The 18,253-nt window shown below is 35.7% G+C and carries 9 protein-coding genes; 3 read left to right on the top strand and 6 right to left on the bottom strand.

The genetic code is table 11. From position 1 onward, the window contains the following. Positions 1-7 precede the first annotated feature (7 nt). The 3 genes from Q0678_RS04715 to Q0678_RS04725 are packed head-to-tail and all read right to left on the bottom strand — an operon-like array spanning position 8 to position 2,978. Positions 8-1,276, bottom strand: a complete 1,269-nt coding sequence (locus Q0678_RS04715; protein ID WP_299054640.1) for an MFS transporter — start codon at positions 1,274-1,276, stop codon at positions 8-10. Between the two features lie 3 nt (positions 1,277-1,279). Beyond that, positions 1,280-1,939, bottom strand: coding sequence for a hypothetical protein (locus Q0678_RS04720; protein WP_299054643.1), 660 nt, complete (start codon positions 1,937-1,939; stop codon positions 1,280-1,282). Positions 1,940-1,982: 43 nt separating this feature from the next. After that, positions 1,983-2,978 carry an NAD(P)H-dependent glycerol-3-phosphate dehydrogenase gene (locus tag Q0678_RS04725; protein WP_299054646.1) on the bottom strand — a complete coding sequence of 332 codons (996 nt, stop codon included), beginning with the start codon at positions 2,976-2,978 and terminating at the stop codon, positions 1,983-1,985. 98 nt (positions 2,979-3,076) lie between these two features. On the opposite strand from Q0678_RS04725, the gene dut reads away from it, so the two are divergent. After that, the gene (gene dut / locus Q0678_RS04730; RefSeq protein WP_299054649.1) at positions 3,077-3,508 is read left to right on the top strand and encodes a dUTP diphosphatase; all 432 of its coding nucleotides are present in this window, start codon (positions 3,077-3,079) and stop codon (positions 3,506-3,508) included. Here dut and Q0678_RS04735 read toward each other — a convergent pair. The 3 genes from Q0678_RS04735 to recA form a co-directional block, all read right to left on the bottom strand. Next, complete coding sequence (locus tag Q0678_RS04735) at positions 3,505-4,041, bottom strand: GNAT family N-acetyltransferase (RefSeq protein WP_299054652.1); 537 nt, start codon at positions 4,039-4,041, stop codon at positions 3,505-3,507. The two genes, dut and Q0678_RS04735, sit on opposite strands and share 4 nt — an antisense overlap. Before the next feature lie 100 nt (positions 4,042-4,141). Next, complete coding sequence (locus Q0678_RS04740; RefSeq protein WP_299054654.1) at positions 4,142-14,992, bottom strand: T9SS type A sorting domain-containing protein; 10,851 nt, start codon at positions 14,990-14,992, stop codon at positions 4,142-4,144. Between the two features lie 274 nt (positions 14,993-15,266). After that, complete coding sequence (recA, locus tag Q0678_RS04745; protein WP_299054656.1) at positions 15,267-16,277, bottom strand: recombinase RecA; 1,011 nt, start codon at positions 16,275-16,277, stop codon at positions 15,267-15,269. 111 nt (positions 16,278-16,388) lie between these two features. Here recA and Q0678_RS04750 point away from each other — a divergent pair, with 111 nt between their 5' ends. Then, entirely contained in the window at positions 16,389-17,180 is a 792-nt protein-coding gene (locus tag Q0678_RS04750; RefSeq protein ID WP_299054658.1) for an aldose 1-epimerase, read from the top strand. A gap of 5 nt (positions 17,181-17,185) precedes the next feature. Continuing rightward, the gene (locus Q0678_RS04755) at positions 17,186-17,752 is read left to right on the top strand and encodes a pseudouridine synthase (protein WP_299054974.1); all 567 of its coding nucleotides are present in this window, start codon (positions 17,186-17,188) and stop codon (positions 17,750-17,752) included. Positions 17,753-18,253: the final 501 nt, after the last annotated feature.

Genomic DNA, 18,253 nt, shown 5'->3' on the forward strand with positions numbered 1-18,253 from the left:
AACAAACCTACCCTTCTATTTCGGGGGTTGTTGTTTCTTCTGTTAACTCTAATTTTGTTAAAGTAGGGTTTACAACACTTGTAACAGCAACAGTAATTAAAGTCATAGTACCACCAAAAACAACGGCTATAATTGGACCCATAAATTTTGCAGCCAAACCGCTTTCAAAAGCACCTAACTCGTTAGAAGAACCTACAAACATAGAGTTTACAGATGCAACCCTACCTCTCATATCATCTGGTGTTTTAAGTTGTAAAATGGTTTGCCTAATTACCATAGAAATACCATCTGCAGCACCACTTATAAACAGCGCCAAAATACTAACCCAAAAAATACTAGACAGCCCAAAAGCAATAATGCTTAACCCAAAAATAAAGACAGAAATTAACATTTTTTTTCCGGTGTTTTTATGAATTGGTATGTAAGTGGTTATCAACATTGTTACTATACTGCCCATAGAAATAGATGCATTTAAAATACCAAAGCCTTCGGGGCCTACTTTTAAAACGTCCTGCGCAAAAACCGATAAAATAGCGGTTGTACCACCAAATAAAACGGCAATCATATCTAAAGTTAATACCCCTAATATTATTTTGTTATTAAAAACAAATGTAATGCCCGCGGCTAAACTTTGCTTCATTGGTTCGCCTTTTTTAGTGTTTAAAATAGGTTTCTTTTTAATTTTAAATAAAACGATAAAAGAACATAAAACCAAGGCAAAAACAAGGCAAAGGGTTTTATCAACACCAAACCAACCGATAAAAAGACCTCCAAAAAGTGCCCCAGAAACCGCTGCTGTTTTCCAGGTACTTGTGCTCCATGTTGCTGCGTTTTGATAAATACTTTTTGGCACAAGTAGCGCTACTAAAGAAAAAATTGTAGGTCCGAAGAAAGAACGTAAAAAGCCACCAAAAAAAACCAACGCATAAATAGCATATAAAATGGTGTTGGTAGACCAATTTAACAGCACACTGTCTGTAGTTAACACAAACAACCCTAAACTTATGATTGAAAAAGCAGCAGTACAAACAGCGAGCAAGTTTCTTTTTTCTTTTTGATCTACAATATGCCCAGCAAATAATGCCATAGAAAAAGCGGGTATAATTTCCATTAAACCAATTATCCCTAATGAAAGCGGATCTTTTGTAATTGAATACACCTGCCACTCAATAACAATAAACTGCATAGACCAGCCAAAAACAAGCAAAAAACGAACAAACAGAAAAATATTGAACTCTTTAATTCTTAATGCAGCATATGGGTCTTGTTTTGCCATTGTTTATTTTAATTTCATGTCCATTAAAATGGCAAACGTTTGGTTAATATCTTCTTCTTTTACAACAATGGTCATTTCATTTGTGGTAGAAATAATTTCTTGTAAAGAAATGGCTGCCCAAGCCAATTGTTTTAAAATAAAATAATATACCCCAGATTGTTCTAGGTTTTCTTTTGGCAATTTTATGGTAATAGAAGCCAAATCTAACATACTATGTGTAAGCGTCTCTTGATCGAAAATATCTTTTACAAAAGGACGTAAATTTTTACTTGTTACAATATTTGTTTCAAAAATACCTTGAGAAACGGTTAAAAAATAATCAGAACTTTCTGATGATTTTGTTAAAATTTTTGCAATTTCTTTTAATAAAGAAGGGGTGTTTTTAAAAGTAAAGTCGCATAAATCAGATCGTACAATTACGTCTCCTAAATCTAAGGCTAGCTTTTTAATGTTTTTACGAATACGCAATTCACTTGCTGGCGAAAGCCTGTTAATAGCCATCATAACAGCCCCTACTTTTACTTCTTTTTTTAAAGCGCTTGATACTTCTGGTAAAATAATTCTTGCTAACGAAGAAACGTTGATCAACTTTTCGTTTAATGCTTCTTCTATAAAAGGCGTTTTTCTAATGGTACTTTCTACAACTTCTTGTATCGTTTTCATTTTAAATGTTTAATAAATTACATCAATGTTCAAAATTAAACAATTAATCTAAGCTATCTGTCAAATTTTTAAATTCTTTTTTTGGATTTTTACCTGCATACAAAACATTGTAAACAGTATCTATAATAGGGGTTCTGGCTCCGTTTTCTGTTTTCATTTTATAGGCACTCTTTGTGGCATAATAGCCTTCGGCAATCATACTCATTTCCATTTGCGCAGATTTTACCGTATATCCTTTACCTACCATGTTACCGAATTGTCTATTTCTACTAAATACCGAATAGCCGGTTACCAATAAATCTCCTAAATACGCAGAGTTGTTAATATTGCGTTTCATTTTATGCACTTTTTTTATAAAACGTTTCATCTCTCTAATGGCATTGCTCATTAAAACGGCCTGAAAATTGTCTCCGTAGCCTAATCCATGTGCAATACCTGCGGCAACTGCATAAATATTTTTTAGCATGGCTGCATATTCGGTACCAATAATATCGTCAGAAATTTTTGTTTTTATATACCAACTTTGCAACGCTTGTTCTATAAACTTGGCAGTTTCTTCGTTAATACAGGCTATTGTTAGGTAAGACAGGCGTTCCATAGCAACTTCTTCTGCATGGCAAGGCCCAGTGATAACTCCGATGTTTTCTAGCGGAATGTTAAATTCTCTATTAAAATGTTCGCCAATAATTAAACCTGTTTCTGGTACAATCCCTTTAATGGCAGAAAAAATAATTTTGCCTTCTAAAGATGCGGTTAATTTTTGTAATTCGCTTGTTAAAAATGCAGAGGGAATTGCAAAAATTAATACCTCGTAATTTTTAACAATGTAATTTATATCGTTGGTTAAATCTAACTGACGCGCATATACATCTGCAGATTGTAAATAATTTGGGTTGTGGTCATTTTCTTTAATATGCTCAATTGCTTGTGTATTTCGCATATACCAACCAACTATTTCTAGGTTTTCAGACAACATTTTAACAATTGCAGTTGCCCAACTTCCACCTCCTAAAACCGCTATTTTTTTATTTTGATTCATCTGTTGTTCTATTTTGTCATCAAAAGTAATAAAAGTATTAAGTTAACAAGAATGCTTCTTTGATTTATTATATTTGTAACCCAATCTTTTTATGTGTTATGAATGTACAAATAATTAACAAATCGAAACATGCAACGCCTAGTTACGAAACTGCAGGTGCTGCCGGAATGGATTTGCGTGCTAATATTACAACACCTATTACGTTAAAACCTTTAGAAAGAACTATTGTTAAAACAGGCTTGTTTATTTCATTGCCGGTTGGTTTTGAGGCTCAGGTAAGACCAAGAAGTGGTTTGGCTGCTAAAAACGGAATTACTGTTTTAAATTCTCCGGGAACAGTTGATGCAGATTATAGAGGTGAAATTGGGGTTATTTTAGTAAATCTATCAAACTCAGATTTTGTAATACAAGATGGTGAAAGAGTTGCTCAATTAATTATTGCCAAACACGAGCGTGTAACTTGGCAAGAAGTAACTGTTTTAGATGAAACAGCCCGTGGAGCTGGTGGTTTTGGCAGTACAGGAGTTTAAATTTTCTTATACAACTGACTCATTTTTCGAACCTTATCGTGTAATAAATCATAGGTTAAAAACGTGTGAGAATAGTGCTTATACCCTTGTTTTTTATAAAACTGAAAGGCTTGTGGTTGCTCGTTCATTGCGTCTAACCAAATAAGTGTATAACCTTGTGTTTGTGCCTTTTCTTCTAACCAAGTTAAAAGCGTTTTTCCAAGTCCGTTGTGTTGTGCTTTCGGATGAATATAAACCCGATGCAACTTTACTTGTTTTTCTTCTGAATTTTCTTTCAATTTTTGATCCCAAACAAACCTAAAAACACCTACAACCTCATTGTTAAAAACAATAAAATAGTAGTCTGCATTGGTTTCTAACAGTTCTTTTAAAACAACTTCTTTTGCATATTGCGAGTCTATATACCATTGCCCTTTGTCTTTCCAAAAGCTACTGTAAGAAAGTGCGTACACCTCTTGCATTAAAGTATAAAGCGTTTTTGTATGTGTACTTTTAATTGCTTTTAAAAAAAGTTGTTCTGTAATTTTTATCAAAAAAGTATTCTTTTAAGTTGCCTCTAAAATACTTTAAAAAACAAACCCCACAAACATTTTGTTTGTGGGGTTCTCTTTTTCTTAATCACTAAGTTGTTCGCTAATCTATTAGTAGCTTTTTAGAGATTGTTTGTTTGTCTTTCGTGTATACTTTTACAAAGTAAATGCCACTAGCAAGGTTGCTTACTTTATAACTGCTGTTTGTTTGCGTGTTATTCTCTGTAACCTTCCATTTTTTAACTTCTTGGCCAACTAAAGAGTATAAGCTTACCTTTTGGATGCTTAGATTGTCTTTGTTTACCAATTCTATGGCATCTATGGTATTGTAATATACTTGTAAACTATTGTTTACTGCCTCTGTTTGTGTGGTACTTAAAGCTGCTTGTGCTTTAAAAGTTACTGCAAAACGATCGCTATACACCCCAGCATCTAAAACAATTGCCGCACTGTTGTGGGTAATTTGATGTGTATGCCCTGTTAACTTGTCTAGTATGTACACATCATTGCTTATTTGCTGTATCTCATCGATACCAAATACAACTGTACTTTGGTCTTTAGCAATCACTATCTCTAAAGGTATTTCTAAATCGTCGCTAATACCTTGTACACCTGCAATCACGTATTTGCTATTGTTGTTGTCAAACTTCCAATACACATCTGTTGGGTTGATGTCAAAAATCTCTGAATCGTACCCTTTGTCAAATGCAAATGTATTGGTGGCTTTGAATGATACTCCTAGCTGACGATGCAACGTGGTATTGTTTGCATTCAGATAATCCATCCCCAACTTAATAAGTGGTAAGGTGCTATTTTCTGTGTTTGTATTCGCTGTTGTTGTTTTGGCTTGTCCTCTAAAGAATACTGAGGCTGTAGTGCCTTCTGTAACTAAAGATCTTTGACTGTTGTTAAACTCAACAGCACCACCAGCATCTCCTTCAATAAAGAAGCCTTGTCCGATAGGTACAAATGGGCCAGGTACTTTATAAGTAACTCCTGTTCCTAAACTTGGCGAACAACTAATGTCTCCGTCTGCATCATATAATCTTAAAAGATCGATGTAAGCAGTATTGCTGTCATTAGAAATAAGTGTAACAGTACTACCCGCCTCTAAACAAAGGTTGATATTATACAAACCAAATGGCTGTGCAGTGCTTGCTGTTAATTCTATATCTTGCTTAAACACCCCATTTACATGTACTTTAATCATCTTGTTGTTAGCAGATTGGTATTGTAAGGTTAAAACATCTACACCATATGGTAGGTTTGCAAACTCAACACTACTGTTTGTAGTATTTAGTTCTACCACAGTAGCTCCATTAATTGTCTGAGAACTTCCTGTAAAAGTAGCATCTTCTGCTTCTAGGTTAACATCAAAAGCAGCATTACCAACACCTCTATTATCTGCGGCTAAGCCCATTGAAAGGTTACGTGTAGCATACCCACCAATATACCCTGCATAATTATGTCCTTGGGTACCAAAAGCGACATCTTCGCCTGCATGTTGCCAGAAATAAGCCGTTGCTGTTAAAGTAGTTAAATTGTCTTGTAAAAACTTTTGTACACTTAAAGATGATGCATAAGGGTTTCCTACTAAATAAAACTCTTCGGCGCCAATACTTGTGCTTAATGTTCCGTCTTTCGGACTTCCACTAAAGGTATAGTTTTGGGCAACTCCGGTTCCTTTCATAATAAAACCATCGGTCTGCGCAATCACTCCTGTGCTTCCTTTTTGAGACCAATTGCCTCCTGCAGCTTGCGTAAAAAGCCAATAATTAGCTATTTTAATAGGATCAGTATCCTCACCGTCATAACCAGCTACAAAATCAATCTCTTTGGCTACTTGAGTGCCTACGGTACTGCTTGCATCTAATTCCGTGGTTCCGTCTTTTAAAACATCTGCTACTGTAAAAGTAGTTGCTCCAATACTGTTTACTGGTGAACTAAAGTAGTTAAATCGATACACACTTGCGGTTTCTGAGTTTTGGTCTACCAACAATCTTCCGGCTCCGGTAATATTACCAACTCCTTCATGGGTTTGTATCAACTGAGCTTGGTTATTATCGTCTGAACTAACCAAACGAATCTGATCTGATGCAGTGCTAATATCAATAGCATCTGAAACCACCAATGCTTGGTTGGTAATGCTAAGAATACTACCATTGTGAACCGTTAACTTTCTAGCATTTAATGCTGTTGAAGTATGATTGTAATCTATTCCTACACGCACATGTCTTGATCTGTCTGGAAACCCGTTAGACCAACCACTCGCTGTTTTTTCGGTTAATAAAACTCTATGCAGACCTGGCTTTATATTTGCCTGATCGTTGGCAGATGATATCTCTGAAATTAACGGAGCATGTACATGTCTTTCTATAGCTGCATCAATTACATTGGTATAGGTTGTTATGGCATCGTCTACATAGGCAACCCATTCTGAACTGGTATAAGTAGCATTGCCTGTTAACACTTCGTCTATACGAACATAACTAGTCTTGTCTTCAATGTCTTTAATGATATCTACACGTCCGTTGTATGATTTAACTCCATTGCCTCTTGATATAATAAGCTGGTCATTTTCACCATTAAAATCTGTAACCGAAGAATTTACAATCTCTATAGCTGTAATTGCTTTGTTAGCAACATTGCTAGAAGCTACTAAAATAGTTTTACCGCCTGGTACTTCTGTGTTATTTGTTAAAAATGCTGTAGGTGCTACATCGTCTTGATTGCCTGTTAAATCTTTATACAAACCAAGAGTAGCAGCATTAGGTACTATAATGTTGCTGTTGATGTTGGTAATTTCTATCCAACGTTGCCCTGTACTCTGATATACCTGCGTTATCATTGGAATACCACAACCATTCTTAGTACTGTCTGTACCATAAGTAGTATAGTTTGTAGTGGTATATGCATTGGCAACTGTACCAGAATCTGTAGCACCACTCTCTAAACTATTGGCAAAACCATTAGCCCCAACTGGGTCTGCAGTAACATCTATTACTGCTTCTGAAACAGTGCTTGTGGTATTTGCTGTGGCATCTGTACCATTTCCGTTGGTAACACTTCCAGCGGTTAATGCCGTTGGAATACCCGCTTCTACTGCATCTGGGCAACCATCACCGTCAGAGTCTAAATCTAAATAGTTTGGAATACCGTCGTTGTCGGTATCTCTACAATTAATAAAATCCTGAGGTCTTACTTGTATATTATATACAGCATCTATTGTATTTGAAGTTGAAAAAATAGTTATATCTGATACATAATCGTTTGATTCCCATTGTAAAGGAGACCCATTAGTTATAGCTGAAGAAAAACTATTTAATATACTATAAGAATTGCCTGTAATATTTTGAGTTAAATTTGGGTTGTTAAGGGTTCCTGTAAAAGTAAAACCTACCGAATTTATATCTATAAAACCATCTTTATCATTTGATCTTATAGTATCTCCATGAGTTATTTGAATAGTCACTGGTACTGTGCCCGAGAATTTGTAATTAGTACTACGCCCAGTTCCAACTACTGAATTTCCATATACATTTGTATTATGTCCCGTAACAGTAACAATTATACTTCCTGATGGTAAATTCCATTTAGAACTTATATCTTCCGTTCCATTTTGGCTTCCGTTAGTAACATTTGATGCAAAGCTAAAATCTTGTGGCAATAGTTCATATGAAGTTGGCATATTACATTCAATAACATCTAAAATACCATCATTATCATCATCTATATCATAGTAGTCTGCAACACCATCGCCATCGGTATCTGTACAAATTTCTATGTTTTTATTTGCACTAATACCAACACCTTGTGTTATTGCGGTAGTTGCTGGGCTTACAATTGGCACACCATACGTAGCACTACCAGGAGTCTCATCAACATCTGTTCCTAGGTTTTCTTGCACTGGTGATACTCCTGTAACTCCTGTAAAAGCACCTCCGTTTGAAGTGTTTCCTCCATCCATAGTAGAGGTTACTAAATCTGTTTGAGAAAAAGCACCGTCTCCTTCTATAGCGTCTGGGCAACCATCACCGTCAGAATCTAAGTCTAAAAGGTTAGGTATTCCATCATTATCTGTATCTATATCACAAACTAAATTATTAACAAACCTAATTTCACTAAACTCTCTATTACTGTAGGCAGTATCTTTATCTTGAAATTCTATCGTATAAGTACCCGCAGCAAAATTTTCATTTATTGCAACAGTTAAAGGAGTTTCATTACTAAAATTAGATGCTGAAGCTGCACTACCACTAAATACAATGGCATTAGAGGCATCTTTTATAGTTAACGCATAAGCTTTTAACTGTTCGGCGTTATTAGAACCCACAGTAGCATATAACTCAAAAGTGCCTAAACGTACATTTGGTAAAGTAATTGTATAAACAAATGTAGGCTGTGTTACAGAAGAAGAATTATAACTAATACCGTCTGAACCTGCACCATTTAATCTATTTATAATACCATTTACAGTACTATTTGGGTTATTAGATGAATTATAAACTGCATTGGTAGAAACAAATGCTGGTGTATAATTGACAACTTTACACTCACTTGCATCTAAAATACCATCATTATCATCATCTAAATCTAGGTAATCTAAAACTCCATCGCCATCAGTATCTGTACAAATTTCTATGTCTTTATTGGTTGAAATACCAACACCTTGTGTTATGGCTGTAGTTGCCGGGCTTACAATTGGCACACCATACGTTGCGCTTGTTGGGTCGGTATCTACTGTTTTGCCTAAATTTGTTTGTACGCCAGATACCCCAGAAAGACCTGTAAAAGCACCTCCGTTTGAAGTATTACCACCGTCTATATTGGTATCTGTTACTAAATTAGATACTAAAAAGGCACCGTCTCCTTCTAAAGCATCTGCACAACCATCGCCGTCAGAATCTAAATCTAAACGGTTTGGAATACCATCATTGTCGGTGTCTCTATCTCCAAGAGAAACAGGTGTTGGTGTACAACTATACCCAGTACTTTGACTGTAATTTCTTTGCCCTGAAAAGAAAAAATCGTCTCCAAAGTCGGTACTCGAAGAGGTATTCTGACCGTGGAAATAAATTCTGATGGTATATGTTTTATTTGGTAATAAAGGAATGGCAGTAACATTAAAAAGTGTATTGCCAGAAATAGACATTTCACACCCTAGTGTAGTATACGAAGTTTCAAAAGCGTTCTCTGAAATTAATACTGAAAAAGGCACTTTGGCTGTTCCTCCTGCAATTTCCTGTAATGCATAGGTTCCTGTAAAGTTTTTTGTTGTAAAGTCTAACTCAAAATAATGGTTGTCTCTAAAAGGATCTAAATGAGAATCATCAACTGTTATAAAAGTAAAAGACGAATTACCTAATAAACCTCCTGTAAGCCCTTCGCCAAGTCTAACATCGCCAGAAGAAGCTATGATAGAGTTTGCAGGGGTAGGATAACCTATATCAAAACCATACTTTGTGGTTAAAGAAGTAGGTGTACCATTTGCTGTTATTGCAAGCATATTGTCTCTGCCTCTATTTGTAGGAAACCAAGTACAATCTGTATTACAAGATATCGACGGGTCTGTTTCGTCTTCATCTAAAATACCGTCATTGTCATCATCTAAATCAACTAAATCACCTACACCATCACCGTCTGTATCTGCACAAACGTTTAATGCACTTGCTATGGCATAATCTGTATAGGTTGAAGTATAGTTTATTTCACCTGTAGTTCCGTTTTCAACACTGTCTAATAATCCATTATTATTTGCATCTGTGTCGCCACTTACCAAAGCATTATTTACACTTGATGAACTAGTTACAGCACCTGCAGAACCGTTTTCTACAGTACCTGTAGTTAATAAAGTTTGAGAAATACCTGCCTCTACTGCATCCGGACAACCGTCTCCATCACTGTCTAAATCAAGACTATTTGGTATGCCATCGTTATCTGTATCTACATCACATGAACTAAATACTAATTCGAGTTCTACTGCATCAATAGCAACACCTCCAAAACCTGCAGAAGACAAACTAAAACCAAGTCTACCTGTATAAGCAGCTGTGGCAACAAATTCGAATTCTTCTTCATACCAAACTGTATTGGATGAAGAAAAAGGTACTTGAACTCCATTGTTTCCATTCACTAAGCTACCATCGGGTAATATAACATAGGCATATGAATTTGCTCTTTCGGTAGAGTGACGACCAGTATTAGCCCAATAGTATTTTACTCTATAAGTTGCTCCTACAATAAATGGTTCTGTTTTAATTGCAAAAGCTTCAGTTGTGGCAATACCTACATAATTACCCCCTGCAGGGCTAGGTTGAGTAGTGTAGTACATTGAATTTATACCATTAAAAGTACTGAAGTAATTCCCTACCACCAACTCAAAAGTTTGGGTAGACGAGTTTTCGTGCTTAATATAAGTTGTACCACATGTAGCGTCTGTAAGCACAGCCCATGTTTGTTCTGAATTACTTTCGAAACCACCACAGTAGAATGATCTTGCAGCACCCGTGCACTCAAGCACATCCAAAATACCATCGTTGTCATCATCGATGTCTAGGTAATCTGGAATATCATCACCATCCGTATCTGTACAGCTTTCAATTGTTTTATCTGCACTAATACCTATACCTTGTGCTACTGCAGCAGTTGCTGTGCCAACAATTGGCACACCAAGAGTTGCGCTACCAGAGGTAGTATCTACTGTGTTTCCTAAGTTTTGATTTACTGGTGATGCTCCTGCAAGTCCTGTAAAAGCACCTCCGTTTGAAGTATTACCAGCGTCTATATTGGTGTCTGTTACCAAATTAGATACTAAAAAAGCACCGTCTCCTTCTAAAGCATCTGGGCATCCATCGCCATCAGAATCTAAATCTAATTGATTTGGAATACCGTCGTTGTCGGTGTCGCAAGTAGGATTCGTTGTAAAAAAAGAAATATCATCTAAAGTAAAGTTATCAGCTCCACCTCCTGATTGTGTAATTCTAACTTGATTAAAACTAACAGAAGGGTTGTAATATCCTATAAAATTATTTACGCCATTACCTGCAGAAAAGGTTTGACTATCTACGGTATTGGTAACATTACCAGAAGCATTAGCTCCAACAAAAGTATTTAAGGTCTCCCATATAGTTTCGTTACCAAACTCTATTAAAAAGCTGGTTGCTGAATTGGCATCATGAACATCACCAATACGAATAGCAAATCCGTTTGTGTTGTGTTTTAAATTAAGTGTTACAACAACTGAAGGATCTGAATTTTCGACTCTAATACCGGCTACTTTAGTACCTGATACTGGTGTAGTACCAAAATATGAAGAAGCAAGAACGGAATTTATATACGGATTTGCAGAAGCGATACTCATTGTACCAAAAGCCAGTGGTGTCGTTTCTAGATTTGTTGAACCAGAAAATGATTCAAAATCTTCAAGAATAGAACTATTTGATGCTTCTGCTATTGCTTTGGCATTCGCCCAATCTGCTGAATCATAAGTGATACCTGTACCTCCTAGCGCTGCTAGTATATCATTACTTAAATCAGGAGACGCAGAACATTCGTCTGTGTCTAAAATACCATCATTGTCATCATCTAAATCATTATAATCTGTAACACCATCGCCATCGGTATCTGTACAACTTTCTATGTCTTTATCTGCACTAATACCCACACCTTGGGCAACTGCAGCAGTTGCTGTGCCAACAATTGGCACTCCATATGTAGCACTACCGAAAACAGTATCTACAGTTGTACCTAAATTTGTTTGTACACCAGACACCCCTGAAATACCTGTAAAAGCACCTCCGTTTGAAGTATTACCACCATCTATATTGGTATCTGTAACCAAATCTGATAGTAAAAAAGCACCGTCTCCTTCTAAGGCATCTGGACAACCATCGCCATCAGAATCTAAATCTAAATGGTTAGGAATGCCGTCGTTGTCAGTATCTAAAACAGAATTACCAACTTTAGAAACACTTATACCATCAAAAGATAAACCTTTTGCACCTGTTCCAGCAATTCTAAACCCAAGGGGTCCTGAAGCTTGGTTTGCAGTAAAAGTTAGTACTTCATGATACCATACATTATTATTATAGGCTACGGCTACGCCATTGTTACCATCTAAATATGTTCCATCTGGTAGATACACTTGAGGAAATGCATTATCTCTTTCAGTAGAATGCCTTCCAGAGTTTGCCCAATAAAATTCAACTTGATAGGTTGCTCCTACTTCTAAATTTGTAGTTTGAACCCCAAAGGTTTCTGAACCACTTCCATTACTTGCAATACCTACATAATTACCTCCTTGCGGGCTAAGCACATCCATTTGATAAGTACTACTACCTCCAAAACCATCTGTGCCTGCTACAATTTCAAAAGTAGTTGAAACACTTGGAGGTTGTATAGCGCTCCATTCTAAACAATTCGTTCCTGATGTTGGGGTTAAAGTAGACCAACCTTGCTCAGAAAATTCATCAAAATCACCACAAACACCAATAGGAGTTGCTAAGTTATTAGACTCATCGGTATCTAAAATACCATCATTGTCATCATCTAAATCATTATAATCTGTAATACCATCGCCATCGGTATCTGTACAACTTTCTATGTCTTTATCTGCACTAATACCCACACCTTGTGCAACTGCAGCAGTTGCTGTGCTAACAATTGGCACCCCAAGAGTTGCGCTACCAGAGGTAGTATCTACTGTGTTTCCTAAGTTTTGATTTACTGGTGATGCTCCTGCAAGACCTGTAAAAGCACCTCCGTTTGAAGTATTACCACCACTTATAGTAGAGCTTACCAAATCTGATAGTAAAAAAGAACCATCTCCTTCTAAAGCATCTGCACAACCATCGCCATCAGAATCTAAATCTAAATGGTTTAGAATGCCATCATTGTCGGTGTCGCAAGTAGAATAACTTGCATAAAGATTGTAATCCGTTGAATAATCTAGGTAAATTTCTTCTATGGCAGTATTTGTAACTCTTCCTGAAAGACCGTATAATCTGTATTTATTTGTTAAAAGTAAAGATGTAACTATTATAAATTCACCACCTCCAGATGGATTTATAGTTGCTCCTGTTGCTGTATGAATGTCTGAAATATTTACCCAAGCATTTGTTGCTGCGTCCCAGCCCTGTAAAACAACCTGAGAGTTTGATGTTAAAAAAGTAGAAGTAGGCGTGCCACCCACATGATCATGTCTAATTCTTGTTAATAATATACTACAAGACAAGTCAAAAGAATACACTACCTTATTAGTAATGTTTGAATTATTAGTAAAAATTGCTCTATTTGCAGATGCCGTTGAACCATCAAAAAGGTTTGCAATAGCGCCTGATTGAAGTGGGATAGTTGTTGATGGATTTGATACGATTGAAGATCTATCGCCTCCAATAAAATTATTATCTAAACAGTCATATATCTCGTCACATAATTCGTCTGCATCTAAAATACCATCGTTGTCATCATCTAAATCGATAGAATCTTGCACACCATCGCTATCAGTATCTAAACAATTGTTTTCGGTTTTATTTAAACTCGTGCCAATCGCTTGCTTTACCGCTGATGCATTTGGGCTTACAACTGGCACCCCATAGGTAGCACTACTAGAAGAAGTATCTACTGTTGTACCTAAGTTTTGTTGAACGCCAGACACCCCGGAAACACCTGTAAAACTAACGGTAGTATTACCTGCATCTAAGCTGTTATCTGTTACTAAATTAGACAATAAAAAAGTACCGTCTCCTTCTATTGCATCTGGGCAACCATCGCCATCAGAATCTAAATCTAAATGATTTGGCACTCCATCGTTATCTGTATCACAAGATAATGTAGTAGCTAAAGTACCAGCAGGTGAATCAGCACCAACACCAATTGCCAAAGTATCATTATTTAAACCTACTGCAACGATATTTAATTCATCAAAAATAGTTGTCCCTGTATTTATGATAACAACTGCATCAGGAAAATTAGTACCATATATAGGAAAACTAGCTAGTCTTACTAAACCTAAATTAGCATTCCAAGTAAGTCCAGATGGCAACATAGCACCCGTTGGTGAACCAGATGGTGTATAAGGATCTTCAATAGTTACTGCCCAAGAAGACATGTCTACTGGCTGCCCGTTTAAGGTAGGGTTAAAAACATAGGTAAATGGCCCTGTAACACCACTTGAGGTAGCGCCAGGGTCAAATAATAAAAGTTTTGTGTTTTGAGGTGCTGCTGTACCAGCAGCATATTTAAAATCGTAAATTGTAGTAGAGTTTTGACCTCCTGTCTGATCATTTGGTTTTGCACCATCACTAGCAAAATGATAAATACCACCAACATTACCATAACCAGTTAAAGTAGTAGAATTTGTAAAAGTTGATGCCGTAAAACCAGCACCACTTATGGTTGCAGAGTAATTTTGTGATGAAACAGTATGGCTTCCGGCACCTGTTCTTACAATAGATACGGTTCCGGTTGAAGTAACACCACCTGGTGAATATGACCAATTAAAATTAGTAAGTTGTCCGCTACTTTTAATACCTGTTGCATCGCCACCTGTTCTTTGCATCCAAGAATATGAATTATTTCCTGAAGGATGAGAAAAAGAGACACACTCGTCAGTATCTAAAATTCCATCATTATCATCATCTAAATCTACATTATTAGCAATGCCATCACAATCGTAGTCATCTGATGGTAGCTTACCACCACAAACAACTGTAGTAGCATTGTTTTTATTTGCAAGGTTTTTGGTAGTCGGTTTGTTTTTGGTAACCGCCGTTAAGCTTGTAGTATTGTCTTTGCTTAAGTTATTAAAAGCAACTTCTTCTTTGGTAACAAACTCTAACAGAGTTGCACTTTTAACACCAAAAGAAGACAAGAAAATAATTGTTAAAGTAACACAAACAATTTGTATGTAATTGTTTTGAGATAGCTTTTGAAATTTTGAATTAAAAAACCCCATTAGTAAGTTTTATTTAGTTAATAATTTTAATTTTTGGGGGAGCTTAGACTTTTAGGTCTATACACCTAAAAAGGTTAGACACATGTTAAAAGTGTAAGTCACAAAAAAAAGTGGATTAAAAATAACTGTATCCTTAATTTTTTTTATGACTTACACTAAAATTGTTTGCAAATTTATAAAAACTATTTAATATTTACTTTTTATTTTCTATTTTTTTTAATATATAGTTCTTTAAATTTTTAAGATATATTATTCGTTAATAGTTACTTATCGTTTACTCTTGGCTATCTATTGCTTCTTTAATTTTTGTTTCTAGCTCTTCTGCCAATTCTGGGTTGTCTTTAATTAAGCCTTTTACAGCATCTCTACCTTGGCCTAATTTTGTTTCTCCGTAGCTAAACCAAGAACCACTTTTCTTTACAATACCCAACTCTACACCAATGTCTAAAATTTCACCAACTTTAGAGATTCCTTGTCCGTACATAATATCAAATTCTGCAATTTGAAACGGTGGTGCAACTTTATTTTTTACCACTTTTACTTTGGTACTGTTTCCAATTACTTTATCGCCATCTTTAATTTGTGTTCTTCTTCTGATGTCTAATCTTACAGAAGCATAAAACTTTAAAGCGTTACCACCAGTTGTGGTTTCTGGATTACCAAACATTACCCCAATTTTTTCTCTTAATTGGTTGATAAATATTACCGTACAGTTTGTTTTAGAAATGGTACCTGTTAATTTACGCAATGCTTGCGACATTAAACGGGCGTGTAAACCCATTTTAGAGTCACCCATTTCGCCTTCTATTTCAGATTTTGGTGTTAATGCAGCTACAGAATCTACCACTACAATATCTATAGCACCAGAACGAATTAAGTTTTCTGCTATTTCTAAAGCTTGTTCTCCGTGGTCTGGTTGTGATATAATTAAGTTGTCGATATCTACCCCTAAATTTTGTGCGTAAAATTTATCGAAAGCATGCTCTGCGTCAATAAAAGCAGCAATACCACCAGATTTTTGCGCCTCTGCAATAGCGTGTAATGTTAATGTTGTTTTACCTGAAGATTCTGGCCCGTAAATTTCGATGACCCTACCTCTTGGATATCCGCCAACACCTAAGGCTAAATCTAACCCTAAAGAACCCGATGAAATTGCATCTACTTCTTCGGTAACTACGTCTCCTAATTTCATTACAGAACCCTTACCATAGGTTTTGTCTAATTTATCTAATGTAAGTTGTAATGCTTTTAATTTTGCTGTTTTTTCTTTGTCTGCTGCTGCCATAAACCTTGCTAATATTTTGTTTTATAAAGTAGAGCAAGTTACAAAAAAGTCTGTCGATTTTCCTAAAAATTAATGTCGATTTTTGTAGTATTGTTTTTTATAATTTAAAAAATGACAAAGATAATTTCTCTGAAAGATAAAAAGAGTTCTGTACAAATAGAAAAAGGTGAATTAATTTCATTTATTGTAGACGGTACAGAATACATGCATCAAAAAGGAAGTAAAGGCTGGAGAAAAACAGATGACGAAATGTTTCCTGTAATTGGCCCACTTTCTAAAAATAATTTTCAGTTAACTACTAAACAAGGAACCGCAATTTTAGATCAGCATGGTTTGTTACGTGAAATGGAGTATGTGCTGCTTTCTTCGGATAAAAATACAGCCATTTTTTCTAAAACATATGCTAAAAACACTCCGTTACAAAACGCTAAATTTCCAGAAAAATCTTCTGAAGAGTTTGTTTTTTGGCCGTATGATTTTAGCTTCGAAAAACACTTTACATTAAAAGACAGAATTTTAACTATCAATTTTAAAATTACTTCTGCAGTAGGCATGCCTTTTATGTTGGGGTATCATCCTGCTTTTTTACTTTCTAATACCGGTAAAGAAACCCTTGTTGCAAACGGAGAAAAAATAACGCTTGCAGCTATTTACAAAGCAGGGCATAATGCGTTTCCTGTTTTAAATACGTCTAATATTAGATTGGAAAATATAGATAGAAATGCTTTAGAAATTAGCACTACAAATTTTAATAATTTTATGCTATGGACAACAGTAGACAATATGCTTTGTATAGAACCTATTTCGCAATACACCTCTTATACAGATCAAAAATTTTCGGAAGATAATATGTCTATTTCTAGTGGTACCGAGACGTTTTCCTTTGAAATAAAAGTGGTTTAATTTTGATTATAAAACATCGTCATTTTATCATTCACAAACCTTGGGGTGTTATTTCTCAGTTTGTAAATCCGGCTAAAAGAAAGAAAAAATTATTAGGTGATTTGTATGACTTTCCTGAAAAAACCATGGCAATTGGTCGTTTAGACGTTCCTTCTGAAGGGTTGCTTTTACTAACCACAGATGGTAAGGTTTCTGCTGAAATTAGATCTCATAAATACGAAAAAGAATACTATGTGCAAGTTGATGGAGTTGTTACTAATGACGCAATCGAACAACTAAAAACAGGGGTAGAGATTGGTTTTAATGGCAAAAAATACACAACAAAACCAGGAAAAGCAGCGATGATAAAAGATCCTAATTTTCCGTTACGAAGCCAAAAAATACGAGACGAAAGACATGGCCCAACGAGTTGGTTATCTATAATAATTAAAGAGGGTAAGTTTAGACAGGTTCGTAAAATGACGGCTGCTGTTGGATTACCTACATTGCGTTTGGTTCGTGTTAGAATTGGAGCTATTGAATTGGGTAATCTAGAAGTTGGAGGTGTGCTAGAAGTTGATAAATTAGTTTGAAAAAGAAGGAGAAAAAGAGGTTAGATGTTAGAGACTAGATATTAGAGGTTAGAGGCTAAATAAAATTACAACTTGTCACTTCGACGATAGGAGAAGTCTCATAACAGTGAGAAGATGAAAAGAGGATAGAGGTTAGAAACTAGAGATTAGACTGCAGAAAAACCAGCTTTATGAGATTTCTCGTTCACACTCGAAATGACAAAACTGACTGAAAAACAACCCTTTGTCACTTCGATTATAGGAGAAGTCTCATAGCAGTGAGAAACTAAAAAGAGGCTAGAGAATAGATGTTAGAGACTAGACTCTAAAAAAAGCAGCTTTATGAGATTTCTCGTTAGCACTCGAAATGACAGAACAGAATAAAACACAACCCTTTTCACTTCGAACGATAGGAGAAGTCTCAGAACAGTGAGAAATTAAAAGAGAATAGATGTTAGAAACTAGAGACTAGACTGCAAAAAAAGCAGCTTTATGGGATTTCTCGTTAGCACTCGAAATGAC

The sequence above is a fragment of the uncultured Polaribacter sp. genome (genome assembly GCF_947497125.1).
GTDB lineage: Bacteria > Bacteroidota > Bacteroidia > Flavobacteriales > Flavobacteriaceae > Polaribacter.